This window comes from Serratia sp. GW822-FHT06E05, from assembly GCF_058799445.1.
This window is the reverse complement of the sequence record NZ_JBXALM010000001.1, coordinates 13,916-38,608: the sequence shown is the minus strand read 5'-3', so window position 1 is coordinate 38,608 and position 24,693 is coordinate 13,916. Positions and strand designations below refer to the sequence as shown.

Annotated in this window: 23 protein-coding genes and 1 pseudogene; 11 read left to right on the top strand and 13 right to left on the bottom strand. The window is 53.2% G+C overall.

What is annotated here, in order from left to right:
• Positions 1 to 78: 78 nt before the first annotated feature.
• Both tonB and AC1RKC_RS00170 read right to left on the bottom strand, forming a co-directional pair.
• Positions 79 to 825 (bottom strand): TonB system transport protein TonB, encoded by a 747-nt coding sequence (tonB, locus tag AC1RKC_RS00175; protein ID WP_261135426.1) that lies wholly within the window; start codon positions 823 to 825, stop codon positions 79 to 81.
• Positions 826 to 1,063: 238 nt separating this feature from the next.
• Entirely contained in the window at positions 1,064 to 1,717 is a 654-nt protein-coding gene (locus AC1RKC_RS00170; protein WP_020827168.1) for an epoxyqueuosine reductase QueH, read from the bottom strand.
• Between the two features lie 180 nt (positions 1,718 to 1,897).
• Here AC1RKC_RS00170 and AC1RKC_RS00165 point away from each other — a divergent pair, with 180 nt between their 5' ends.
• The 3 genes from AC1RKC_RS00165 to AC1RKC_RS00155 all read left to right on the top strand — a co-directional run bounded on the left by AC1RKC_RS00165 (position 1,898) and on the right by AC1RKC_RS00155 (position 4,847).
• Positions 1,898 to 2,194: a YciI family protein gene (locus tag AC1RKC_RS00165; protein WP_020827169.1), complete on the top strand. Its 297-nt coding sequence runs from the start codon at positions 1,898 to 1,900 to the stop codon at positions 2,192 to 2,194.
• A 220-nt stretch (positions 2,195 to 2,414) separates the two neighbouring features.
• On the top strand, positions 2,415 to 4,307 hold the full coding sequence (locus AC1RKC_RS00160) for a putative phage tail protein (protein WP_261135427.1): 1,893 nt from the start codon (positions 2,415 to 2,417) through the stop codon (positions 4,305 to 4,307).
• A 276-nt stretch (positions 4,308 to 4,583) separates the two neighbouring features.
• A complete protein-coding gene (locus AC1RKC_RS00155; protein WP_048758642.1) occupies positions 4,584 to 4,847 on the top strand; it encodes a DUF1471 domain-containing protein in 264 nt (87 codons plus the stop codon).
• Between the two features lie 73 nt (positions 4,848 to 4,920).
• Here the strand turns inward: AC1RKC_RS00155 and AC1RKC_RS00150 are convergent, their stop codons facing one another.
• Positions 4,921 to 5,475, bottom strand: coding sequence for a TetR/AcrR family transcriptional regulator (locus tag AC1RKC_RS00150; RefSeq protein ID WP_261135428.1), 555 nt, complete (start codon positions 5,473 to 5,475; stop codon positions 4,921 to 4,923).
• Between the two features lie 125 nt (positions 5,476 to 5,600).
• Here AC1RKC_RS00150 and AC1RKC_RS00145 point away from each other — a divergent pair, with 125 nt between their 5' ends.
• Together AC1RKC_RS00145 and AC1RKC_RS00140 are read left to right on the top strand one after the other, a co-directional pair.
• On the top strand, positions 5,601 to 7,073 hold the full coding sequence (locus AC1RKC_RS00145) for an MFS transporter (protein ID WP_174574326.1): 1,473 nt from the start codon (positions 5,601 to 5,603) through the stop codon (positions 7,071 to 7,073).
• 196 nt (positions 7,074 to 7,269) lie between these two features.
• Positions 7,270 to 7,761 carry a Dps family protein gene (locus AC1RKC_RS00140; protein WP_020827174.1) on the top strand — a complete coding sequence of 164 codons (492 nt, stop codon included), beginning with the start codon at positions 7,270 to 7,272 and terminating at the stop codon, positions 7,759 to 7,761.
• A 48-nt stretch (positions 7,762 to 7,809) separates the two neighbouring features.
• Here the strand turns inward: AC1RKC_RS00140 and AC1RKC_RS00135 are convergent, their stop codons facing one another.
• Positions 7,810 to 7,986 (bottom strand): YciY family protein, encoded by a 177-nt coding sequence (locus AC1RKC_RS00135; protein ID WP_071827036.1) that lies wholly within the window; start codon positions 7,984 to 7,986, stop codon positions 7,810 to 7,812.
• Positions 7,987 to 8,239: 253 nt separating this feature from the next.
• On the opposite strand from AC1RKC_RS00135, the gene cls reads away from it, so the two are divergent.
• On the top strand, positions 8,240 to 9,700 hold the full coding sequence (cls, locus tag AC1RKC_RS00130) for a cardiolipin synthase (RefSeq protein ID WP_261135430.1): 1,461 nt from the start codon (positions 8,240 to 8,242) through the stop codon (positions 9,698 to 9,700).
• A 56-nt stretch (positions 9,701 to 9,756) separates the two neighbouring features.
• A complete protein-coding gene (locus AC1RKC_RS00125; RefSeq protein WP_261135431.1) occupies positions 9,757 to 10,080 on the top strand; it encodes an HI1450 family dsDNA-mimic protein in 324 nt (107 codons plus the stop codon).
• Between the two features lie 59 nt (positions 10,081 to 10,139).
• On the opposite strand, the gene AC1RKC_RS00120 is transcribed toward AC1RKC_RS00125, so the two are convergent.
• Positions 10,140 to 10,904: a DeoR/GlpR family DNA-binding transcription regulator gene (locus AC1RKC_RS00120; RefSeq protein ID WP_261135432.1), complete on the bottom strand. Its 765-nt coding sequence runs from the start codon at positions 10,902 to 10,904 to the stop codon at positions 10,140 to 10,142.
• Between the two features lie 255 nt (positions 10,905 to 11,159).
• Here AC1RKC_RS00120 and AC1RKC_RS00115 point away from each other — a divergent pair.
• From AC1RKC_RS00115 to AC1RKC_RS00100, 4 genes and pseudogenes are all read left to right on the top strand, one after another.
• Positions 11,160 to 11,564: pseudogene (locus AC1RKC_RS00115) on the top strand (FGGY family carbohydrate kinase); the annotation flags it as partial.
• Between the two features lie 116 nt (positions 11,565 to 11,680).
• Positions 11,681 to 12,640, top strand: coding sequence for an FGGY-family carbohydrate kinase (locus AC1RKC_RS00110; RefSeq protein ID WP_493092252.1), 960 nt, complete (start codon positions 11,681 to 11,683; stop codon positions 12,638 to 12,640).
• A gap of 23 nt (positions 12,641 to 12,663) precedes the next feature.
• Positions 12,664 to 13,911, top strand: coding sequence for an ethanolamine utilization protein EutH (gene eutH / locus AC1RKC_RS00105; protein WP_020827178.1), 1,248 nt, complete (start codon positions 12,664 to 12,666; stop codon positions 13,909 to 13,911).
• A 73-nt stretch (positions 13,912 to 13,984) separates the two neighbouring features.
• The gene (locus AC1RKC_RS00100; protein ID WP_261135435.1) at positions 13,985 to 14,341 is read left to right on the top strand and encodes a DUF1937 family protein; all 357 of its coding nucleotides are present in this window, start codon (positions 13,985 to 13,987) and stop codon (positions 14,339 to 14,341) included.
• 70 nt (positions 14,342 to 14,411) lie between these two features.
• Here AC1RKC_RS00100 and AC1RKC_RS00095 read toward each other — a convergent pair whose 3' ends face one another.
• The 8 genes from AC1RKC_RS00095 to AC1RKC_RS00060 all read right to left on the bottom strand — a co-directional run bounded on the left by AC1RKC_RS00095 (position 14,412) and on the right by AC1RKC_RS00060 (position 24,690).
• The gene (locus AC1RKC_RS00095; protein WP_116690341.1) at positions 14,412 to 15,629 is read right to left on the bottom strand and encodes an FAD-dependent oxidoreductase; all 1,218 of its coding nucleotides are present in this window, start codon (positions 15,627 to 15,629) and stop codon (positions 14,412 to 14,414) included.
• Positions 15,626 to 17,023 carry an NAD(P)/FAD-dependent oxidoreductase gene (locus tag AC1RKC_RS00090; protein ID WP_493092253.1) on the bottom strand — a complete coding sequence of 466 codons (1,398 nt, stop codon included), beginning with the start codon at positions 17,021 to 17,023 and terminating at the stop codon, positions 15,626 to 15,628. The genes AC1RKC_RS00095 and AC1RKC_RS00090 overlap by 4 nt, the downstream gene beginning before the upstream one ends.
• 287 nt (positions 17,024 to 17,310) lie before the next feature.
• Positions 17,311 to 18,312 (bottom strand): murein tripeptide/oligopeptide ABC transporter ATP binding protein OppF, encoded by a 1,002-nt coding sequence (gene oppF / locus AC1RKC_RS00085; RefSeq protein WP_020827182.1) that lies wholly within the window; start codon positions 18,310 to 18,312, stop codon positions 17,311 to 17,313.
• Positions 18,309 to 19,325, bottom strand: a complete 1,017-nt coding sequence (locus tag AC1RKC_RS00080) for an ABC transporter ATP-binding protein (protein ID WP_020827183.1) — start codon at positions 19,323 to 19,325, stop codon at positions 18,309 to 18,311. The genes oppF and AC1RKC_RS00080 overlap by 4 nt, the downstream gene beginning before the upstream one ends.
• An 11-nt stretch (positions 19,326 to 19,336) precedes the next feature.
• Positions 19,337 to 20,245: an oligopeptide ABC transporter permease OppC gene (gene oppC, locus AC1RKC_RS00075; protein ID WP_493092254.1), complete on the bottom strand. Its 909-nt coding sequence runs from the start codon at positions 20,243 to 20,245 to the stop codon at positions 19,337 to 19,339.
• 14 nt (positions 20,246 to 20,259) lie between these two features.
• Positions 20,260 to 21,180 (bottom strand): oligopeptide ABC transporter permease OppB, encoded by a 921-nt coding sequence (gene oppB / locus AC1RKC_RS00070; RefSeq protein ID WP_020827185.1) that lies wholly within the window; start codon positions 21,178 to 21,180, stop codon positions 20,260 to 20,262.
• An 83-nt stretch (positions 21,181 to 21,263) separates the two neighbouring features.
• Positions 21,264 to 22,901 (bottom strand): oligopeptide ABC transporter substrate-binding protein OppA, encoded by a 1,638-nt coding sequence (gene oppA, locus AC1RKC_RS00065; RefSeq protein WP_020827186.1) that lies wholly within the window; start codon positions 22,899 to 22,901, stop codon positions 21,264 to 21,266.
• A 151-nt stretch (positions 22,902 to 23,052) separates the two neighbouring features.
• Positions 23,053 to 24,690 carry an ABC transporter substrate-binding protein gene (locus AC1RKC_RS00060; protein ID WP_046373378.1) on the bottom strand — a complete coding sequence of 546 codons (1,638 nt, stop codon included), beginning with the start codon at positions 24,688 to 24,690 and terminating at the stop codon, positions 23,053 to 23,055.
• Positions 24,691 to 24,693: the final 3 nt, after the last annotated feature.

The following is a 24,693-nucleotide window of genomic DNA, read 5'->3' as shown; positions in this document are numbered from 1 at the left end:
GGCAACGCATAGCGAATTTCAGGCAGCAAAAAGGGCCGCCGAAGCGACCCTTGTCTTTAATTAACCCTAACCTGTCGGTCAGTTCATTTCCGTGGTGCCGTTAATTTTAAAGCGAATATTCACGGTACGATCTTTCGCTTCTTTGGCTTCATAACGCCACTTACGCATTGCCTGCTTCACTTCACGCTCGAACATATTGCGCGGTTCCGCAGACAGAATACGCACGTTGCTCACACGGCCGTCGCTGTCGATATCGAACTGTACCCGTACATTGCCTTCAATCTGCAATGCTCTGGCACGCGGCGGATAAATCGGATCGACACGGCTGAGCGCCCTCGGTGCCACATCACGCGAATTACCCGACACCGGGGCTGACGGTGCCTGCTTAACTGGCGCTTTGTCGATAGGCTTGGCCGGCTGGTTATTTTCAAACGGCGAAGGCTCACGCGGCTCAGTTTTCTGCGGTTCACGCTTGACCGTTTTTTCGACCTTCGGCTTAGGTTTTGGCTTCGGTTTGGGTTTTACCGGCTCAGGTTTCAGTATTGCCTTCGGCGGCGGCTCCGGGATCGGTTCTGGTTCCGGCTCGGGTTCAGGCTCCACCTGCGGTTCTGGCTCCGGCTCGGCCGGCGCAGGAGGTGGCGGCTCCGCCATCGCGGCGGTATTGACCATCATGACGCTGATTGGCGCATCTTCAGGTTTCGGCAACTCCATCACTTCTTTGACAGAAGCATAGAGCAGACCCGCCACCAGGGCGCTATGTAAGCCAACGGACAGGACAATCGGCACGGACAAACGGCGATTAAGGAACATCTTTTTTAGCGGCATAATGATTCTGTTTCCTCTGGTTCGCCAAGTTTAAATGCAAATAGCAATCATATTCAATAACGAATGGCAAACTATCGCTCTAATCGTCGTTATTCATCGCTAAAACCTGCAAACTCATGGGGATATTAACCTTTCATTTGCCTTTTCACCGAGGCTTTTACACGCTTCATTAACCTGATTTACCGCCGCCAAGAAGCAAAAAACCCGCCGTAGCGGGTTATTCGTTATCAATGTGGCGTTATTCTTCATCGCCGTAATACAGCACGCCCAGTTTGATCAACGGCCGGCCCTGTGCTTTGCGGTGCAGGTTGGTGTCACGAAGTGAATAAACGCAACCGCAGTACTCCTGTTGATAGAAGCGCTCGCGCTTGCTGATGTCGATCATCCGCGAGGCACCGCCTTTTTTACGCCAGTTGTAATCCCAGTACTCAAGATCCGGGTATTTTTCTGCCGCACGCACGCCGCAGTCGGTGATTTGCTGCATGTTCTTCCAGCGGGAGATGCCCAGCGAACTGGAAATGGTATCGTAGCCATTTTCGTGCGCATACAGCGCGGTACGTTCGAAACGCATGTCGAAGCACATCGTGCAACGGATGCCGCGCTCGGGTTCATGCTCCATCCCTTTGGCGCGAGCAAACCAGTTATCGGTATCGTAATCGGCGTCAATAATGGGTACGCCATGCTGCTCGGCAAAACGGATGTTCTCGTCTTTACGCAGCAGGTATTCCTTTTGCGGATGGATGTTCGGGTTATAGAAGAAAATGGCGTACTCGATGCCGGAGGCTTGAATGGCTTCCATCACCTCACCGGAACAGGGAGCACAGCAGGAGTGCAGCAGCAGTTTGCTTTTGCCCTCGGGCAAGTTGAGTTTCTCTCTAACCAGTTCCGTCATTTCTCTACCTCACAAACCTTGTCCGATGAATCGCGCGGCCGCACTATACGAATAAACACTAGCGGCTTCAAGGCATAAGCGCCAGCCATGGCTAAATTCCAGCGGGCGGGCATTCCCTTGTCTCGTCTTTTGCGCTACTTTAAATTTACCGTTCTATAGCAATGATTTTAAAGGTGAAACATGCTTTATCTGATCTACGCGCAAGACGTCCCCAACTCATTGGAAAACCGCCTGTCAGTACGCCCCGCGCACCTGGCGCGCCTGCAGGCACTGCGTGATGCGGGCCGTTTGGTGGTTGCCGGCCCCAACCCCGCCATCGACAGTAACGATCCGGGTAGCGCAGGTTTCAGTGGATCTACGGTCATTGCGGAATTTGCTTCACTGGCAGACGCACAAGCCTGGGCTGAACAAGATCCCTACGTCGCAGCTGGCGTTTATGGTGACGTAACGGTCAAACCGTTCAAACAGGTGTTCTAGCGCGAAGACAGCCCACTGAACTCCCCCTCAGTGGGTTGTGACCACAAAGCATGGCCGGCTACGCCGACGATTGGCCTTACGTATATATCTCCTTCTTGGTTTAGCCTTGACTGGCACAACGTCCTTCACCTTTCACGCTATTGTGCATGATGCGATGCGCTCATAGACTCTGAGTGCTGTATATAAATACAGTAACTCCAATTTTCCCTATGAGGATCAAATGATGAACACCTGCCCTGATATTGCCACATTGAGAAGCACCGTACCTACCCTTGCCGGTGAGCTGATCGCAGTAACCGCCTATGATTCAAGCTGGAGCAGCAGTAACGGCCAACCTGCAGGCGGTGGCATCTTTGTCGCTAAAGCACAATCGACACCGGCAGACGACGGTGGCATGTTTATTCGCCCTAACTCGTCGTGGGTTTGGCTGCGTATATTGGAGGTGGCAGGTACAGTTTCACCTTATCTGTACGGTGCTAAAGGCGATGGTCTTGCTGACGATACGGATGCGATCCAAAAAGCGCATGACTATGCCAGTTCGTTGGCCAGTGCCAGTGGCTCCCGCGTGTTGAAAAACGGTAACCTAATTTTTGGCAATGGCCGTTTCAAGTGTACAAAGAAACTGATCTTTGACACCAAAACCGTCGACTATGATTTTTCCGGCGCATTGCTGGATTTCACGGATATGGCTCACGGCAGCCAAGATAAGCGTAATACCGCCATCGGATGGCAAAATGATGCCGGCTATGCTCAAGGCAATCTTAGTGTTAAAAATCTGCGTATGCTGGGTCCTGGGGCTGACACTTTTGTCGATGGGATGACATTTTCCACTTCGCTTTCGAAAAGTTACCCACGTAATTCTCTAACGTTCACCGGTGGTGGTCTTGAGGGGTTCGCCCATGGCCTGACAGGCACCACTAATTTCTATTTCCTACGCATGTATGCTTTTACCTTCAATCATTGCGACATCTGTTACTTCTTCCCAAACAACACTACAGACTCCGGTGAAGAGATGAACTTTCACAGCTGTGTCTTCGCGCAAAGTAACTGCGGCGTGAATCTTCAGGGAGGGTATAGCTATTTCTTCAACTGTTCCTTTGATTATATCTACGGAAAAAATGGGCAGCAGACATCGACGGACAGCCTGGGGAAATATATTCATATTGAAGGCGGACAGCACATTTTCCGCGATTGCCACGTTGAAGGCTATGGCCCACAGAATTACATCGTCAACATTCCGGATAATAAAAGCTGCAAGGTTAACTTTATTGGCGGTCTGTTCACCTTTAAAGCAGGAGGTAGCCCATCTACCTATCCCACCACGAGTAATCCATTTTATTTTGGCAACCTGGCCCGTGTCGTGTTTGAGAAGGTTAATATTGGACAGATGCAGCAAGGTGGGGATGCGAACGTCAGCGGTTGGATTGATGGCGGCGGCTCGGCATCATTACATGATACTCAATTGCCTATTGCCTGGCCCTATTTGCTGACACAGGTTCGTACCGATAGCGGTATTCAGGACAACTGGCTCGACAGCACAACCTATACCAGTGGCACTGGCAATGAGAAATGGACCGAGGAGGTTTGGGTTCTTCCGCCAGGAGGGATTAACAGCGTGCGCAAATCTCGTTACGGCTGGGGAACCGCAAGCAGCACCAATTTTAGCCTCATCCGGCAGGCCGACTTTGTCTCACTGGGGCGTAACGTCTCCGCAGGCAGCGGCGTGTTTCAAGCCGTGTTAGGGACAATAAAGCTAAAAGGCTACGGCAGCGTCATTCATCATCTTCGCGCCAATACTTTCGCTGGTGATGGACAAAGCTGCCAGGTAAAAATTGTATGGGCAAAACTGAACGAATTTGGTGCACAGCAAGATAGAGAGCCCCAAATACTGCTGCAGCAGACAGGTCACTCGTACACCTTTAATTTCAGTGGCGTTGAATCTGAACTGAAAACCGTGACTATACCTGGCCAAATGCAAGGTTACACCACTCAGCCGCCCAACTTTGAACGCGCTCCTGACTGGGCAACTCATGCTTTTCTACTGATTGATGTGTCAAAAATGAAAAGTAACTTCGACCTGCGTATTACCGATGTTTATATGCGTCAGGTATAAAAACTTAACACCGACAACAGCCGCGGAGGATCGCGGCTTTTCGTTGCGGACAAAAAAAAGCCAGCACGGAGTGGCTGGCTAAAGGGTTCTTCGAGGGAATATCTTGTTCGATAAACATACTCCCTTCCCCGCTGAATTCGCCATCTATCGGTGCGATAGGCACCGCCTGTACCGCTTATTTTTACCACTGCATGGAAAACCTACAGCTGCGACCTACACTTAAGCCGTAGTCATGTTCGAACTTATCCATTCGTTCTCTACGTAAAAGGAATAGTGATGAAAGCAACTAAATATCTGTTGGCTGTACTGGCATTCGCCTCCTTCTCTTCCATGGCGGCCATTGAAATCACCAAGGAAGAAGCCGCAAAACACACCGAAATTGGTCCGGTGACCATCTCACAAGATGGTGATGATACCGTGGGCATCGATCACGCAAGATTGTCTAAAGCGGTCGATGAAAAAGGCGGGAAATACTATGTGATTATCGGTCGCGAAGGGAAAACCTCCTTCGAAACCATCAATGCCGTGGCCTACAAATAACGCCTGAATACTCAAATGGCGTATTAACGCGGCGGTGACTCGGGCCGCGTTAATCCTGAACCACTAAAAATCTTCAGCGACTCTGCGCATTTTGCAAAATCAATGTCTGCATATCCGCAAACATGGCATCCCACTCCGCCGAATCAATCTCCATCAAGCCAAAGTAGCGCAGCATAAATGCTCCTTCGGTGGCCAAAAACGCCAGCCGCGCACGCTTGCCTTCCTCAGTGGTTAAATCCAGTCCGGCAATCCGGCTGCGGTACCATTCACGCGTACTGTCCAGATGCTCCGGGGTTTGGATCAGGGTCGCCATCAGTCCGGCAGCCTTGGCGCTGGAGGCCTGATCGGAGCTTCTGGTTGCCTGCAGATGCGCTTGCACACTCGTCGTGGCCGAGGGGTTTTCGCCGGCAATCTCATCGAATACTCGTTCATAGGCTTTACCCCAGCGATCGAACATCGCATCGATCATCGCGTCTTTGCTGCCAAAGCAATATTGCACGCCACCTTTTGAAATCCCCATCGCTCTGGCAACAGAATCAATGGTCAGCCCGGCGGCACCCTGCGTGGCGACAATCTCTTCCGCCACGTCCAGAACCTTGTCACGATCGATGCTGCGTTGACGTCCCATTGAGAAACCCTCTTTTCAATACATACGTATGGATATATATTACGCCAGTATACCACCCGGCAATCCTGAGTGGTGACGATCTTATAGCTACGCCCCCGCGTAGCTTGTTTTTTTGGAATAATATTATGCACGTAAACAACCGCTGGTTGATCCTGGCAATGATTTCCAGCGCGCTATTTTTGATTATTATCGACATGACGGTACTTTACACCGCTTTGCCACGGCTGACCCTGGCGCTGGATGCCAGCGCTTCGCAAAAATTATGGATCGTAAATGCCTATCCACTGGTTGTAGCGGGTTTACTGCCTGGTGCAGGCATGTTGAGCGATCGCATTGGTCATAAACGATTGTTTATAGCCGGGTTGCCGGTGTTTGCCGTCGCCTCGCTTTGCGCGGCCTTTTCCCCGTCGGCCGAATGGCTGATCGCCGCCCGGGTATTCCTTGCGGTAGGTGCCGCGATGATGATGCCGGCTACCCTTTCCATTGTCCGTCATGTCTTTACTGATGAGCGTGAACGCGCCTTGGCCATAGGCATCTGGGCAGCGGTGGCCTCTGGCGGGGCGGCTATTGGACCGGTGGTTGGCGGCGTGCTGCTGGAATATTTCTGGTGGGGCTCGGTGTTTTTGATCAACGTCCCTGTGGTGTTGGCAGTACTGCCGTTTGCATGGCGTTTGATTCCACACTGCGGCGGCGAAAACAAAAGCCCTTACGATATCATCGGCTCGGTACAGATCATGGCCGGTCTGGTTGGTTGTATCTATGCGTTAAAGGAACTAAGCAAAGCGGCACCCTCCTTTACCGCGTTGGCGATTGCCGCCGCGATCGGCGTTGTCTCGCTCTGGCTGTTTGTTCGCCGCCAACGGCGGGCACGCTATCCGATGATCGACTTCTCATTGTTCCAGAATCGTCTGTTTGCCGGTGGCGTCGGGGTAGCGTTAGTGTCGATGATTGCGTTAGTCGGCGTAGAGCTGGTACTGACTCAACGGCTGCAGCTGGTGCTTGAACTTACCCCTTTGCAGGCCGCGCTGTTTATTCTGCCGATCCCGCTGGCGTCAGCGCTGGCAGGCCCGTTAACCGGCTTACTGCTGCCGCGCTTCGGTGAGCGCAGCATGATACTCGGCGGATTTACTCTGACCGGCTTGGGTATCGCAGGCCTGGCTCTGCTTTACCAAAGTAGCCTGGTGTTGCAGCTGATTTGCCTGTTCATCGCCGGTTTTGGTCTTGGCGCCGTGATCACAGCAGCCTCAACCGCCATCATGCTTAACGCGCCGGAAGAGAAGTCAGGTATGGCAGCGTCGATCGAAGACGTTTCCTATGAACTGGGCGGGGTTCTGGGCATCACCTTACTTGGCGGATTGATGACCGCCATCTATAGCCACAGCCTGGCTCTGCCTGACAGCCTGCCGGTAAGTGATATCGCCTACGACAGCATCGACGAGGCGTTGAGGCTGGCCGCCAATCTGGCAGCCGATCAGGCTGAACAGCTTAAACAGCTGGCGCGCCTGGCATTCGACCGCGCATTTATCGTCGTGCTGATTGCAGCCGCTACGCTGATGGCACTGGGCGCCGGCGTGGCAAAAATGGCATTGCGCAAGTAATGGTCGAAAGCTGCTGTTGTTGTTAACGCATTCTGCTTAAACTGATTTGGCAATTTGCTTCGCGGATTTATCGATATTGGTTTTGACGATTGCATTGATGCTTTTGAACGTCTTTAACCCTGCGATAAATCCGGTTACTGTGTTTGTTATGGATATTGTGTAAATCATCGAATCAAATAATCAGGAGAAGATTATTATGGCAACGACGAAGAAAGCAGCAAAAAACCATATCGGCCTGGACAGCAAACAATCGGCAAAACTCTCGGAAGCCTTGAATGCGCTGCTGGCGAATTATCAGGTGCTGTATATGAACGTACGCGGCTACCACTGGAACATTTCAGGCCCGCACTTCTTCGAGCTGCACGTCAAATTTGAAGAAACCTATAACGACCTGCTGACCAAAGTCGATGAATTGGCAGAGCGTATTTTGACCCTGGGTTCACAACCGCGTCATGCTTTTAGCGATTACCTGAAAACTTCCGACATCAAGGAAGACACCAACGTCACCGACGATAAAGGCACGCTAAGCGGTTTGTTGCACGGCTATTCGGTGCTGCTGCAACAACAGCGTGAACTGCTGACGCTGGCTGCCGATGCCGGTGATGAAGGGACTGCTTCCCTGATGAGCGACTACATCAAAGAGCAGGAAAAACAGGTGTGGATGCTTAACGCCTATCTGGGTAAATAACCCCCAGTCTCCGCTAACAAAACAGTCCCCTCAGGGACTGTTTTCGTTTTACCACTCGTATGACACCACAAACAGCAACGAACGTCGGTGCTGATCGTCCAGGCGACGCCGCACCCGAATGATATGCCGATTGCTGCATGACTGGCGTTCCAACCAGCGATGCCTGCGGCGCTGGCTCTGCCGCAACATCCGCCAGCGGCCCACTTCGTTTCTACTGCGTCTCATCGTTTCGTCACTCATTCGTCAAAAGCCAACGGCGGGCATTATAGCCCTTTCACCGTGCGATCCAAGCCACAGTTTTTCGTATTTTACTCTGCCCCGACAACGCGGCAGTTAGCCCAAAATGTCCTTTTCGTTTACAGCAAGTGCCTTAAGACAATCATATTTTTGCAACATAAGCGCGGAGAAAAGGTTTCCCCTTTACCATTCTGTGCGTACACTCATCGTTGGTGGTTTGCGAACGGGATTTTTCGCCTTTATGACAACATTTTATACCGTAATCAGTTGGCTCATGGTGTTCGGTTACTGGCTGCTTATCGCCGGTGTGACCCTGCGTATTCTGATGAAACGCCGTGCCGTACCGTCAGCGATGGCCTGGCTGCTGGTTATCTACATTCTGCCGCTGTTTGGTATTGTGGCTTATTTATCTTTTGGCGAATTGCACCTGGGCAAACGCCGGGCCGAACGCGCCAAGGCCATGTGGCCATCTACCGCACGCTGGCTGAGCGAATTAAAAGAGAGCCAGCGGATCTTCGCTACGGAGTACAGCGAGGTAGCCAGACCTTTGTTCCAACTTTGCGATCGCCGTCAGGGGATTGATGGTGTCAAAGGCAACCAACTTCAGCTGCTGACCACGACGGATTCAACGCTGGAAGCGCTTATCCGCGATATTGAGCTGGCTCGCCATAATATAGAGATGGTGTTTTATATCTGGCAGCCCGGCGGACTGGTGGATCAGGTCGCCGAGTCGCTGATGGCCGCTGCGCGCCGGGGCGTACACTGCCGCCTGATGCTGGATTCTGCCGGTAGCCTGCAATTCTTCCGTAGTCCCTATCCCGGCATGATGCGTAATGCCGGTATCGAAGTCGTGGAAGCACTCAAGGTCAACCTGTTCCGTGTATTCCTTCGTCGAATGGATTTGCGCCAACACCGTAAAGTGGTACTGATCGACAACTATATTGCCTACACCGGCAGCATGAACATGGTGGACCCGCGCTATTTCAAACAGGATGCCGGCGTCGGCCAATGGATCGATTTGATGGCACGCATGGAGGGCCCGGTCGCCAGCACCATGGGGATCGTTTATGCCTGCGATTGGGAAATTGAAACCGGCAAACGTATCCTGCCGCCGCCGCCAGACGTCAATATCATGCCGTTCGAACAGGAAAGCGGCCACACGATCCAGGTTATCGCCTCCGGCCCCGGCTTCCCTGAAGAGATGATCCACCAGGCGCTGCTGACGGCCGTTTACTCTGCGCGCGAACAGCTGATCATGACCACGCCTTACTTTGTGCCAAGCGACGACCTGCTGCATGCTATCTGCACCGCTGCCCTGCGCGGGGTGGAGGTCAGCATTATTGTCCCACGCGAGAACGACTCGACGATGGTACGCTGGGCCAGCCGCTCCTTCTTCTCCGAACTGCTGGAAGCGGGCGTGCGGATTTATCAGTTCGAAGGCGGTCTGCTGCATACCAAGAGCGTGTTGGTCGACGGTCAGCTCAGCCTGGTGGGTACGGTGAACCTGGACATGCGCAGCCTGTGGCTGAACTTCGAAATCACGCTGGTGATCGACGATGACGGTTTCGGCAGCGATCTGGCCTGTGTGCAGGATGATTACATTGCGCGTTCGCAGTTGCTGAACGCCCAGGAGTGGCAGAAACGGCCGTTCTGGCATCGGATTGTCGAGCGCCTGTTCTACTTTTTCAGCCCGCTGCTATAAATGCCGTAGCGGGCATGGTTTAATAACGCCAAATCATTTGTGATCAGGATTTAATTATGGATTTGAATAACCGCCTTACTGAAGACGAAACGCTGGAACAGGCTTACGACATCTTTCTGGAACTGGCCGGCGACAATCTGGATCCGGCGGATATTCTGCTGTTCAATCTGCAGTTTGAGGAGCGCGGTGGCGCAGAACTGTATGACCCTGCGGAAGACTGGTCGGAACATGTGGATTTTGACCTGAACCCGGATTTCTTTGCCGAGGTAGTGATTGGTCTGGCAAACAGCGATGGCGAGCCAATCAACGACGTTTTTGCCCGCGTGCTGCTGTGCCGCGAGAAAGACCACAAGCTTTGCCACATCCTGTGGAAAGAGTAACCTTCTGATACTCATATAACCCTGTCGGTCATCGCGACCGGCAGGGTTGCTTACCCTCCTCAGGCCACAATCACCTGAAGATTCGCCGGGAAAACCAAGTTCTTCAGTTTTTTCTCCGGATCGCTGGTCACCAACCACGAGATATCTTTTAACTCTGCCACCAGCCCTGTCGCATGGCTATTCAACTTGTGCCCATCGGCAAGGACAATGGTTTTGTTGCTGTTTTTGATCATCTGACGGGCAATGGCGGCCTCGTTCAAATCCTGATCCATCACCCCTGCCTTTGGGCTCACCGCCCCAGCACCGATGACCGCGTAATCCGCATAGAAAGCGCTGATCCCCTGCAATGCCACCGGGCCAATGCACTCCATTTTCGACAGGCCAAATTGGCCACCAATCAGGATCAGGTTAATCGTTGAATTGTCATGGAACAGATTGGCGATCACCGGAGAATTGGTGATGACGGTAAGCTGATTAATACCGGCAATCTGCTTGGCAAACTCCAGCGTCGTAGTCCCGAAGTCGATAAACAGCGAGTCCCCGGGCTTGATCAATTCGGCCGCCTTAATGGCAATGGCCTTTTTGTCGTCTTCAGCCAATTTGGCCCGCTGATTAAATTCCAGCTCAAACCCAAACTGAGCGATAACCGCCCCACCATGGATTTTCTTGATGTGTTTCAGCTCTTCAAGCTTATTCAGATCTCTGCGAATGGTTTCCTGAGAAACATTAAAGTCATCAGCCAATTCATTGACGAACACCTGCCCACTATTTTTCAACTTATCGAGAATGATGTTCCTTCGTTCTAATGCGTTTGAGTAATCCATCTTCTGATCCATTATGCTGTTTTTAACATTATAAAAAGTGTGGGTTTGCAGGGCGTTTTATTGCTTGGTCGACAATTGTTTACCAACTCCTCACGTGAAGCAACTGCCCATTTCACTTTTCACAGGGCTAAAACCACAGCATAACCACACTGCCAGAAGCCAAAACCAAGATGTTGGTCACAATTAAATCGAAAATTGTGAGTTTGATGTTGATTTAATGTGTAGTGATGATACTAAATAATATAAACGGGCACAATGACAACATATAAACCACAAAATAGACCTGAGGGCTTTATGCTGAACCAACGCTATGCAGCCATTGACCAAGGAACAACAGGAACACGCGTCGTGGTGTTCGGCGAGGACGGAAAACATTTTTCCCCCGCCGCCATCGCGCACAAACAATTAACGCCCAATCCTGGTTGGGTGGAACATGATCCCATGGAGATCCTGCGCAATATTCGCACCTGTCTTAGCCAGTGTGGGGTGGTGGATGCCATTGGCCTGGCGCATCAGGGCGAAAGCGTCGTCGCCTGGGATGCCCAGAGCGGCCTGCCGCTCTATAACGCCATTATTTGGCAAGACCAGCGTACCGAATCCGTTATCCGTCAACTGCGCAATGAAGGTTTTGAAGAGACCATCAGGGCGAAGACCGGCCTGCCACTGGATACGTATTTTTCCGGAAGCAAGCTGGGATGGATCATGCGCAATGTGCCCGGTCCCGTGAGCTTTCACGCCGCGGCCATTTGCGACTCGGTACGATGGACAGTTTTTTCATGTTCCACCTGTGCGGGACACACATCACCGATTACAACTCGGCTTCCCGAACCTCGTTATTCAATATTCATACCCTGCAATGGGACGAAGAACTGTGTCGGTTATTTGGCGTTCCAATCGAAGCATTGCCAAACATTCGCGACAATACCGGCCATTTTGGCGACGTGACCTATGCTGGCAATACCACGCCGCTGACGGCCTGCATCGTCGATCAATTTGCCGGCACTTATGGTCATGGCTGCCTGCAGCCCGGTCAGATGAAAATCACTTTCGGCACCGGCGCGTTTTTGCAATCGATTACCGGTCCCAAGGTTCCCGACGCGCAAGGCTCAGGGCTGCTCCCGACATTATGCTGGAAATTACCGAGCGAGCCTCCGCTCTACGGCCTGGATGGCGGCGTCTATAACGCGGCATCAGCCATTAACTGGGCCAAAAAGATCGGCTTGTACAGCGATATCGAGGAGTTCTCCGATTTCCCGGATGAACCGGCCATCGCTCGCGGCTTGGCTTTTATCCCTGCACTCTCCGGCTTGGGTTGCCCCTATTGGGATCGCTCGGCAGCCGGCTTATGGGCTGGGCTGTCGCTGGAAACCGAGCGCAAAGACATGCTGCAGTCCATTCTTGAAGGGATCGCCATGCGCTCGGCCGAGGTGATCTACGCCATGGACAAAGTTCGGCCCATTGGCGACACCATTTCGGTGGACGGTGGCTTATCGGCCAACCTCTACTTTAAGCAGTTCCTTGCCAGCCTGATCCAAAAACGCATCGTTACCCCTGCCAACCGGGAAATTACCGCGCAGGGTGTCGCTTTGCTGGCTCGCAAGGGCTTAGGCAACACCCACCCGATGAACGTCAGAACACAACACGTTACCACTGAGCCTGCAGAACGCGATCTGTCTCCTTATTTTGCAAAATATAAGGACATTATTTCCCGTTCCCGCAACCTGCGCGGCGAATAAATAATAAGAAAACGGAGGCAATTATGTCTGAGATTGGCAACATCATTATCTATATCATTATGGCCGGGACCCTGCTCGGCGCCATGGCTTCGGTGATCAAACCCGAAAGCGGATTGGGCAAAGAATTCGTCAATGGTATTCATTCCATTGGCCCGGTATTTCTGGCCCAGGCCGGTATTATGGCGGCGATCCCGATTCTTTCTTACGCTATTACCTACACCGTCGGCCCTCTGTTCCAATCAATGGGATCGGATGCATCCATTGCCGCCCTGTCGATTATCGCCGTTGATATGGGTGGCTATCAGTTGGCAGACGCGATCGCGGCTAATCGTGATCAATGGATCACAGCCATGTTGGTTGGCTACACCTCCGGTGCCAGTATCGTCTATTTAATTCCGGTCGGCCTGGTCATGCTACAGCAAAAAGACCACAAATATCTGGCGCTGGGCGCCATGGCAGGCTTAATCAGCATTCCGTTTGGCGTACTGATTTCATTGATGATCATCACGCTTAATAATATTCCGGTACGGGATATCATCTCCACGGCATCCCCCGCCAACCACTATTTAAGCATCGACTTCTTCAATGCCTTGCAACTGCTTTCTCCCCTGTTCGTTTTTTGCATCCTGCTGGCGTTAGGGCTGAAATACCGAACCCTATGGATGGTCAAATGCTTTCTGTTCTTTGGCAAGATTATGGATGCCTTTATCAAAATGGTGCTGGCCGCCTGTATTATTCAGCACTTCACCGGGGTCTTTAGCAAAGTCTTTGGCGGTTGGGTGTTCGATCCTCTTTTCGCCGACGAAAAAGAACTTTACCGGGCGATTGAGATTGCCGGCTATATCGGCATCATGCTGGCGGGTACCTTCCCGATTTGCTACCTGTTCCAGAAGTACTGCCAGCGCCCGATGAAGTTTATCGGCCGACAACTTCGGCTCACGGATGCCGGGGCCATTGGCATGGTCATGGTGCTGGCCAACATCATTGCCGTTTATCACCTGTTCAAAGATATGCGCGCCCGTGACAAAGTGCTGTGCGTGGCCTTTGGCATCTGTGCCCAAGCGACCTTAGGCGACCATTTGGCCTTTACCGCCAACTTCCAGCCCACCCTGGTCCTGCCGATTATGGTCGGTAAATTCCTTGCCGGTGCCATTGCCGTGACCATCGCAATCTTTATTTCCGTCCCGGAGGCGCAACGGATGGAGCAGCGCGACGCACGCGAAGAGGCGGCAGCGCAAAACGATCGGCCAACCGTTCCCCTGGCCGTTTAATTTCCCGCTTAATTCCCCAGCAGTGCCTGGCAACCAGGCACTGCTTTCTTTATGTAATCCTATGAGGTTCACCATGCGTAAGATATTCCTTGCCTGCCCCTACAGCCATGCCGATGAGAACGTGGTGCAGGAGCGATTTCACGCCTGCAATAAAGTGGCAGCCAACATCATCGAGGCCGGTCATGCGGTTTTCAGCCAGGTCACCATGTCGCACCCAATTAATTTGCAGTTGCAAAACACCGATAAAGCAGAGATTGGCAAAATGTGGGCGCCGGTGGATGCGCTGTTTTTAGCCATGATGGAAGAGTTGATTATTTTGGACCTTCCCGGTTGGGATCAAAGCGCAGGCATTAAACGAGAGATTGAGTTCTATCAATCGCGCAATCAACGCGTAAGTCTGTGGTCAGAGGTTGAACACGAATTCAAATAGCTTTCTGGGCATCAGAATAAACTAAGCCTGCATATGCAGGCTTTTTCATTGTGCTGAGTGGGGAAAATCGCTATCGGGCGATAACGGTCAAGTGACTGTTCGGTGTGAGACCGGAAATATCGATATTTTTAAGAAGAATGCGACGTTCAGGCAAGCAGCGGTGCTTTCCGCGGTAAAGCTCTTTTTCACCGTCGCGTACGATGATTTCGCCTTTATGGTAACGGTTAACACGGACATTGAGCGTGACGCGATCGGCGGCCGGTGCTGACACGGAAACCCGATTTGGCGCAGCAAGACGGAATACCTCGTCCAGTTGAATAGGAATCTCAAATCGCACGGCGTCATCCTGTTGCAGAGTTCGGGCAACTTGCCGACCTACGCGCAACCCTTCCTGGTAACACTGATCGCCCATATCGGCGGGGTGCGTCATATTACCTGCAACATAATAGGCCGGATCGGAACAGCGACCGTGCTGGTCGAACCATGGGCGGCCAGTCTCAGGCTCATAGGCCAAATGGCTGTTACGGATCAGCGTATACTCGCCGGTAAAGCGGCCGGTAAAAATAATGCTGTCGCAGGCCAATTGTTGTGAGCTGCCGTCCGCGGCGGTAAATTCGATACTTTCCACCCGCTCGCCGCCATTGATTTGAGTGATATGCGCACCCAGATAGAGCTTAACGCCCATAAGGCGGGCATATAACGCAGCCACGCGAAACGCCGTTGGCCGGGTGTTTTCATCAATCAGAGCCAGCGCCTTGATGCCCGCATTGCGCAGCGTCCAGATAGTGGAAAAGCTGACCAGCTCAGACCCGACGATCACCGGCTTAATGCCCGGCTTGAGTTTTTTCAGATAGATAAACTGCTGTAACGCCCCTGCGGTCAGAACCCCCTGCGGCCTTACGCCGCTGACCAGCCTGGCATGGCGTGGCGTTTCGCGCACGCCCGTGGCAATAATCACGCGTTTGGCACGCAAGGTTTCAAGGCCCCGATCGTCAGAGATGATTACCTCGCCGCCGGGCTTGATATTTACCACCGTGGTGCCGGTTCTGATTTCACAATTGTTTTGCACCAGATTCAAAATGCGCTTGGCCCAGAGGTGCCCTTTCATCGGCCGGTAGAACGTCTGCATGCCGAACGTAGGGTGACGGCAATGGCGCGGTACGCCACCCGCCTGTTTTTCTCTTTCCAACAGCAGAACGCGATTTACGCCTTCATCCCATAAAGCGCGGGCGGCGGCCAAACCGGCCGGCCCGGCGCCAATAATAATCACGTCATATGACTGACTCATTCCACCCTCCCAACGACCAGCGTGTTGTCCAGACGATCGCCCACGATTTCGGCAACCTGATTACTGCAGAAAAAGCCGTTGCAGCGTCCCATCATGACGCGGGTACGGCGACGCAAACCACCGATACATTCAGGCGGTACCGCCGAGTGGAATGCCGCCTCCAGCTCACGCCGCGTAACCAATTCGCAGTGACAGACAATGCCGCCATTGCCCGAACAGGCATAATCACGTGGCTGATAATCAGACAGCATCGGCATCACCGGCCACTGGAGCTCAGCAGGCGGTTGATCGGTAAAGAGCGGATTAAAATGGTCGCGATAAAGTGTTTCTACATGAGCGGCAATCCCCAACGCAGCCGTCAGCCCGGTGGAACGGATCCCGCCAACGCTGATCCAATTTTCCTGCGGATAGTGATAAATTCGGTACTCTTTCTTTTCCGTTGCCGGCCGTAGTCCGGCGTAGGTGGCGGTCACGCCGTATTGCGTCAATGTCGGCAACATCCGGCTGCCTTTTTCAATCAGCCCTTTGAGCACCGATTCATCGACATCGGCCCGGTTACGGTCGGTTTGCTCTTCAGCCGTCGGGCCCAGGATCATATTGCCGAAAATGGTTCGACACAGCAGAACGCCTTTGGTGGTGGGCGTCGGAACCGGCAGGATGATGGCATTGATATCCGCCGCGGCGGCTTTGTCATAGACCAGAAACTGCCCTTTCCTTGGGCGGATTTCATAATCTGGTTTCCGCCACAGGCCATCGATCAAATCGCCATGGTTACCCGCACAGTTGATCACCAACTTAGTACGCACGCTGCCTTGGCTAGTCTGCAATAACCAACCATGCTCATCGCGCGTCACCTTGGTCACTTCACAGTTAAAACGGTAAGCCCCACCGTGCATCACGGCCTGCGTAACGTAAGCGAGCGGCGCACTCCAGGGATCGATGACATATTCACCGGGGACTAATACCCCACCCAGCACGCCCTCCGCTAATTTTGGCTCTCTCTGGTAAACTTCGGCGGCAGAAATCTGCGCCACGTCTGTCACCCCATTTTCATGTGCCTGTTTCACTATGCCAGGCAGCGCCGCGAGTTGTTCTTCGTTCCAGGCCACCACGATGGCCGTGGTCTGCAACAGCGGAAGGTTCATCTTTTCTCTGATCGCCAAATACTCGTCGTAACCCGCCTGCATGCATTGCAGCTCCAGGCTTCCCGTTGGCGCATCAAAACCGGTATGGAGGATCGCGCTGTTGGCCTTGCTGGCGCCGGACAAGATATCGCCGCCACGCTCCAGCAATAACGTTTTCGCGCCCATCAGGGTGAAACGTCGGAAAACGGCGCATCCCACTACGCCGCCTCCGATAACTACCACATCAACATTTTCATTTAGCTGTGTCATACGCGTTTTCTCACCACGAAACATGTGATAATAAAACCACATAAACCACACCATTACAACATCAAAGCCACACTTTAAAATCGCAAAGGGGACAGCAAAAATCATAGAGAAATAGAATTACCCATTGAATTTTATTTATTATTTTAAATAAATACGATGAACTTCATTTTTAGCCGCGTGAGTTATTTGTGGTTTTTGTTGGTTTTACCTTGTGGCGGGAATGCCATAAAAAAAGGGTTCATGCAAACATGAACCCTTCAGGCAACAAAATGGAATGAAATGGCCGTTTACAGCGGATCGACCTTCAGACAGGACACGGCATGGCGGAAGCTACCTTCCAGCAGCGGACGCGTCTTGGCACATTCCGGCCCGGCGATCGGGCAGCGGGTGCGGAACACGCAGCCAGATGGCGGGTTGATCGGCGAAGGCAGTTCCCCTTCCAGTAACTGGATCTGCTTTTCCTTCTCCTTGTCCGGATCCGGGATCGGCACCGCCGACATCAACGCTTTGGTGTAAGGATGCTGTGGATTGTGGTACACCTCATCATACGTACCCAGCTCCACCGCATGGCCCAGATACATCACCAACACACGGTCGGAGATGTGTTTGACCACCGCCAGATCGTGGGCGATAAAGATCAGCGACAGACCCATTTCACGCTGCAGTTGCTGCAGCAGGTTCACCACCTGTGCCTGAATCGACACGTCTAACGCCGAGACCGGCTCATCGCAGATCACCAACTTAGGTTCGAGGATCAAGGCGCGCGCAATGCCGATACGCTGGCACTGACCGCCAGAGAACTCATGCGGATAGCGGTTGATCAGGTTAGGCAACAGACCAACCTTCAGCATCATCGCCTTTACCTTGTCTTTCACTTCCTGACGCGGCATTTTTGGGTAATAGGTGCGCAGCGGTTCCGCGATAATTTCACCGATGGTCATGCGTGGGTTCAGCGAAGCCAGTGGATCCTGGAAGATCATCTGGATATCACTGCGGGTTTTGCGCCAGTCGACGTCGCTCATGCCAAGCAGGTCTTTACCCAACCAGGCCACGCGGCCGCTGGTAGCCTTCACCAGGCCGATAATGGCGCGGGCGAACGTCGATTTGCCACAACCTGACTCGCCCACCACGCCCAGGGTTTCCCCTTCGAACAGGCGCAGCGTCACGCCATCAACGGCCTTGAGCGTTTTTGGCGGCTGCCAGAACCACTGTTTGTCATCATGAATGTCGAAGTGCACTTTCAAATCGGCCACTTCGAGCAGCACTTTCTTGTCGGTTACCGCAGTCATACCAACGCCTCCACCGGTTTAAAGCAGGCGCGCAGGCGCCCTTCACCAAACTGCTCCAATGGCGGAGCGCTCGAACATTGCGCCATCGCGTACGCACAACGCGGTTGGAACGGACAGCCCTTCGGCAGGCGCAGCAGATTCGGCGGGTTGCCGGGAATGGTCATCAGCGCTTCGCCTTCGGCGTCCAGACGCGGTACCGCATTCAACAAACCAATAGAATAAGGATGGCTCGGGTGATAGAACACATCCCGCGCACTACCGTACTCCATGGTACGCCCGGCATACATCACCAAGACCTTATTACAGATACCTGCCACAACGCCCAGGTCGTGGGTGATCATGATGATCGCGGTATTGAACTCGCGCTTCAGCTCGTTCAGCAGCGTCATGATCTGCGCCTGCACCGTCACATCCAATGCGGTGGTCGGCTCATCGGCAATCAGCAGCTTGGGCCGGCACAGCAGTGCCATGGCGATCATCACGCGCTGGCGCATGCCGCCGGAAAACTCATGCGGGTACATGCGCATGCGCTTGCGCGCTTCCGGCATTTTGACCGCATCTAACATGCGAACCGACTCTTCGAAAGCTTCGCTTTTGCTCATGTTTTTATGCAGCATCAGCACTTCCATCAGCTGCTCACCAACGCGCATATAAGGGTTGAGCGAGGTCATCGGGTCCTGGAAAATCATCGAAATTTCTTCTGCCCGCAGCTTGTTGAGCTGTTTTTCCGGCAGGTTGAGGATTTCACGACCGTTAAATTTGGCCGAACCGCCAATGCGGCCATTGCTGGCCAGCAGTCCCATCAACGCGAAGGCGGTCTGGGATTTGCCGGAACCGGATTCGCCCACGATGCCCAGCGTTTCACCGGCGCGCAGATCAAAATTCAGATCGTTCACTGCCGTCACGTCACCGTCCGGGGTGCCGAAGGTCACGCGCAGATCTTTTACATCCAGCAACAGCGACGACTTCACGCTGCCGGCGGTTTGCAACTGCGGATTTTCAATGGTGCTCATGATTGCACTCCTTAACGATCTTTCGGGTCGAGGGCGTCACGCAGGCCATCGCCGATAAAGTTGAAACAAAACAGAGTGACAACCAGGAAACCCGCCGGGAACAGCAGCAACCACGGTGAAACTTCCATCGAGTTGGCGCCATCGCTCAGCAATGCACCCCAGCTGCTTAACGGCTCTTGCGTACCCAGCCCCAGGAAGCTGAGGAAAGATTCGAACAAGATCATGCTCGGTACCAGCAGCGAGGCGTAAACCACCACCACACCCAGCACGTTCGGCACGATATGGCGCAGCACGATGTTGCGGCTCGAAACTCCGCACACCAACGCCGCTTCGATAAATTCTTTACGCTTCAGGCTCAGAGTTTGGCCACGCACGATACGCGCCATATCCAGCCACGACACCATGCCGATAGCGACAAAGATCAGCAGGATATTCTGCCCGAAGAAGGTCACCAGCAGGATCACGAAGAACATGAACGGGAAGGAGTTGAGGATCTCCAGCAGACGCATCATCACCGAGTCGATTTTACCGCCCAGGTAACCCGACATTGCGCCGTACAGGGTGCCGACAATCACCGCCACCAGCGCAGCCGACACGCCAACCATCAGCGAGATACGCCCGCCAATTGCCACGCGCACCAGCAGATCGCGCCCCGACGAGTCCGTACCGAAGTAGTGCGCCGATTCGAGACTTGGTGCGGCCGACATCATCGCCCAATCGGTATCGTCATAGGCAAAGTGCGACAGCCACGGCGCCGCAATCACAAACAGAGTAATCAAAGCCAATACGAACAGGCTGCTGAGCGCCGCCCGGTTGTGCACAAAGCGGCGACGGGCATCCTGCCACAGGCTGCGTCCTTCCACTTCGAGCTTCTCGCTGAAGTTCTCCAGAGCCTCGCTGTTCTTTTTCGTCAACATCATTTGCGTGCTCCAGCTTAATAACGAATTTTTGGATCGATAACGGCGTACAGCACGTCCACGATCGCGTTAAACAGGATAGTCAGAGCGCCAACCAGAATGGTCAGACTCAATACCAAAGAGTAGTCGCGGTTAAGCGCGCCGTTAACAAACAGCTGGCCGATACCCGGCAGGCCGTAAATGGTTTCGATAACCATTGACCCCGTGATGATGCCGACAAACGCCGGGCCCATATAGGAAAGCACGGGCAATAACGCAGGCTTCAACGCATGGCGCAATATAATGCGGCGCATAGGCAAACCCTTGGCGCGCGCGGTACGGATAAAGTTTGAATGCAGCACTTCAATCATCGAGCCACGCGTGATACGGGCGATACTGGCGATATAGGCCAACGACAGCGCCACCATTGGCAAGATGATAAATTTCGGTGCCCCGCCGTTCCAGCCCCCACCCGGCAGCCATTTCAGCGTGATGGCGAAGATCAGTACCAGTAACGGCGCCACCACGAAACTGGGGATCACCACCCCGGTCATGGCAAAACCCATCACCGTATAGTCCCATTTGGTATTTTGATTCAGCGCAGCCACCACACCGGCGCTAACCCCCAGGATCACCGCCAGCAAAAATGCGGCCAGGCCCAGTTTGGCAGAGACCGGGAATGAAGCAGCCACCAGATCGTTGACCGAATAATCTTTATATTTGAATGAAGGACCAAAATCGCCCTGCGACAGCTGGGCCAGATAATGGCCGTACTGTTTCCAGATAGGATCGTTCAAATGATATTTGGCTTCAATGTTGGCCATCACTTCCGGCGGCAACGCGCGTTCGCCGGTAAATGGGCTGCCGGGCGCCAGGCGCATCATAAAGAAGGAGATGGTGATCAGAATAAAAAGCGTCGGGATCGCTTCCAATAAGCGACGAAATATAAATTTAAGCATTGCCCTAACCCTGTGTTGCAGCCTGATAACGGCTTATTATTCACAACATGGGCCGGCGGTTAACACCGCCGGCACTTACCGTATCAATGCTTGATGATGTACAGGTTTTTATCGTACACGTTATCAAGCGGGTCTTTACCGGTATAACCCCCAACATAAGGTTTCACCAGACGGGCATTCACGTAGTAATAAACCGGAACGATGGCAGAATCTTTATCCAGCTGAACTTCGGCTTTCTGATACAGCTCGGCACGTTCTTCTTTGGTTTTCGCCGTCAGCACATTGGCCATCAGCTTATCGAATTCGGCGCTCTTATAGTGCGGGGTGTTACTGCTGCTGTCAGACAGCATCATGTTCAGGAACGAGCTAGGTTCGTTGTAGTCTGCACACCAGCCGGCACGCGCAACGTCGTAGGTCCCCTGATGGCGGGTATCCAGGAAGGTTTTCCACTCCTGGTTCACCAACTTCACATCCACACCCAGGTTTTTCTTCCAGATGGAGGCTGCGGCAATCGCCAGCTTCTTATGCAGATCTGAAGTGTTGTACAACAGGGAGAAAGTCAGCGGTTTGCCTGGGCCATAGCCTGCATCGGCCAGCAGCTTTTTCGCCACTTCATTGCGTTTTTCTTGCGTCCAGCTGAACCACTCAGGCGGAGTCAGTTTGGCGCCGTCGGTGTATGGTGGTGTGAAGCTGTAAGCCGGCAGATCGCCCTGGTTTTTCACTTTATTGGTGATGATGTCGCGATCCAGACCCAATTTCAGCGCTTCACGCACGCGTGCGTCGGTAAATGGCGCTTTCTGGTTGTTGATTTCGTAGTAGTAGGTACACAGATAAGGATCTACGTGAACCTCTTTCGGGATCTCTTTTTTCAACTTCTGGAACAGTTCGATCGGCATGTTGTTATAGGTCATGTCGATTTCGCCGGTGCGGTAACGGTTAACGTCGGTCACTTCCGAAGATATTGGCAGGAAGGTCACTTTGTTGATGATGGTTTTCGCGTTATCCCAATATTCCGGGTTACGTTCCAGCACAATACGTTCGTTAACCACCCAATCTTTCAGTTTGTAAGCGCCGTTGCTGACGTAGTTGGCCGGTAAGGTCCACTTCTCGCCAAACTTCTCGACCGCTTCTTTATATACGGGCTTCATCGCATAGTGCGGCGTCATTTCAACCAGGTATGGCACCGGCTCGGTCAGAGTCACCTGGAAGGTATGGTCATCAATGGCTTTCACGCCCAGGGTAGACTTATCTTTCTTGCCGGCGATGACGTCATCCACGTTTTCTACGTGGGCATATTGCAGGTAGCTGGCATAAGGTGATGCGGTTTTCGGATCCACCACGCGCTGCCAGCTATACACGAAATCTTGCGCCGTGACCGGCTTGCCGTTCGACCATTTTGCGTCTTTACGCAGATGGAAGGTCCAGACTTTAAAATCTTTGTTATCCCAGCTTTCCGCTACGCCCGGGACAATGGAACCATCCAGGCCGTTGTTGGCCAGGCCTTCCATCAGATCGCGCGTTACGTTGTTTTCAGGCACGCCTTCGATTTTATGCGGGTCGAGCGATTGCACTTCCGAACCGTTGTTCTTAACGATCTCTTGTTTGTCCGCCAGTTGCACGCCCGCCGGCACGTCGGCCGCAAAAGCACTTCCGGTTGCTGTGATACCCAGCGCGGCAATAATGCCGGCCGCAAGGATGGTTTTTTTCGTGATGTTGGTCATGTGTATACTCCAGTTTTTATTATCACAGGCTCATCGTGGAGCCTGCGTTGCCCGTGAGCGGACCTTGTTATACCGGCTGCCGCTGAACGAATACGGCAGGCGGCCTTCCCTGTATTACTCCACCGCTGATGGCGTGGCGTAATACCCCTCGTTACTGCTTGATGATGTACAGATTTTTCACATCGGTGTAGTCCAGCGGATCTTTACCGGTAAAGCCCCCCACCGACGGTCTGATCAGGCGGGCACTGACGCGGTAATACACCGGAATCAACGCCGAATCTTTATCTAACTGAGCTTCTGCCTGCTGATAAAGGGCGGCGCGTGCAGCCTCGTCCGGCGCTTTTAGCGTGCTGGCCATCAGGGCGTCAAACGCCGGGCTCTTGTAAAAAATGGTGTTGATGCTGCTGTTGGAAAGCACCAGATTGAGGAATGCGCTCGGCTCGTTATAGTCACCGCACCAGGTGGCACGCGCTATGTCGTACTGCCCCTGATGGCGGCTTTCAAGCGAGGTTTTCCATTCTTGATTACGCAGTGTCACCTCAGCGCCGAGGTTTTTCTTCCACATCGAAGCGGCGGCGATGGCCTGCTGCTTATTTTGGTCGGAGGTGTTGTACAGCAGCGTGAACTTAAGCGGTTTGGCGGCGCTGAAACCGGCTTGCTCCAGCAGCTTCCTGGCCTCGGCATTGCGCTGTTCCTGGCTCCAACTCGCCCACGCCGGCGCGGTGAATTTGGCGCCCTCAGTAAAGGTTGGGGTGAAACTGAACGCCGGGATCTGACCCTGGCCCATGATTTTGTTGGCGATAATGTCGCGGTCCAGCGTAAGTTTCACGGCAGCGCGCACTCGCGGATCGGTAAAGGGCGCACGCTGGTTGTTAATCTCGTAATAAAAGGTGCACAGATAAGGGTTAACGTGCAGTTGCTCAGGGATCTCTTTCTTCATCTTCGCGAACAGGTTCGGCGGGATGGCGCTGTTGGTGATATCAATTTCACCACTGCGGAAGCGGTTAACGTCACTGACCTCGGAGGCGATCGGCAAGAACGTCGCCTTATCGATCACCGTTTTCTTGTTGTTCCAATAGCTCGGGCTGCGTTCAAGCACAATACGCTCATTCACCACCCACTCTTTCAAGCGATAGGCTCCATTGCCGACATAGTTCGCCGGCAGCGTCCATTTCTCGCCAAACTTCTCGATCACCGAACGTTTTACCGGCTTCAGCGAGGTGTGGCTCAGCATGCTAATGAAGTAAGGTACCGGTTCGCTCAGCGTGACCTGCAGCGTTTTATCATCGATGGCTTTAATACCCAGGCTTTGCGGCGTTTTCTTGCCGGTCAGGATGTCGTCGATATTTTCAATTTTGGCGTACTGCAGATAGCTGGCGTAAGGCGAGCCGGTTTTCGGATCGGCCAGGCGCTGCCAGCTATAAACGAAGTCCTGTGCGGTAACCGGGGAGCCGTCGCTCCACACCGCGTCCGGACGCAGGTGGAAAGTCCAGGTTTTGAAATCCTGATTTTCCCATTGGGCTGCCGCCGCCGGTACCACATGCCCATTGGCATCGGTGCTGACCAGCCCTTCCAACAGGTTAAGAATAATATTACTTTCCGGTATCCCCTCGACCTTATGCGGATCCAACGAAGCCACTTCCGTGCCGTTGTTAATTACAATGTTCTGCTGCTGAGCCAATTGCACTCCGGCCGGAACGTCGGCCGCCTGAGCAGAATATACGGCGCTGATACTCAGCAAGCCGGCAATGAACATAGCCAATGGAGTACGCTTTCGGGTTTGCTGCATGGT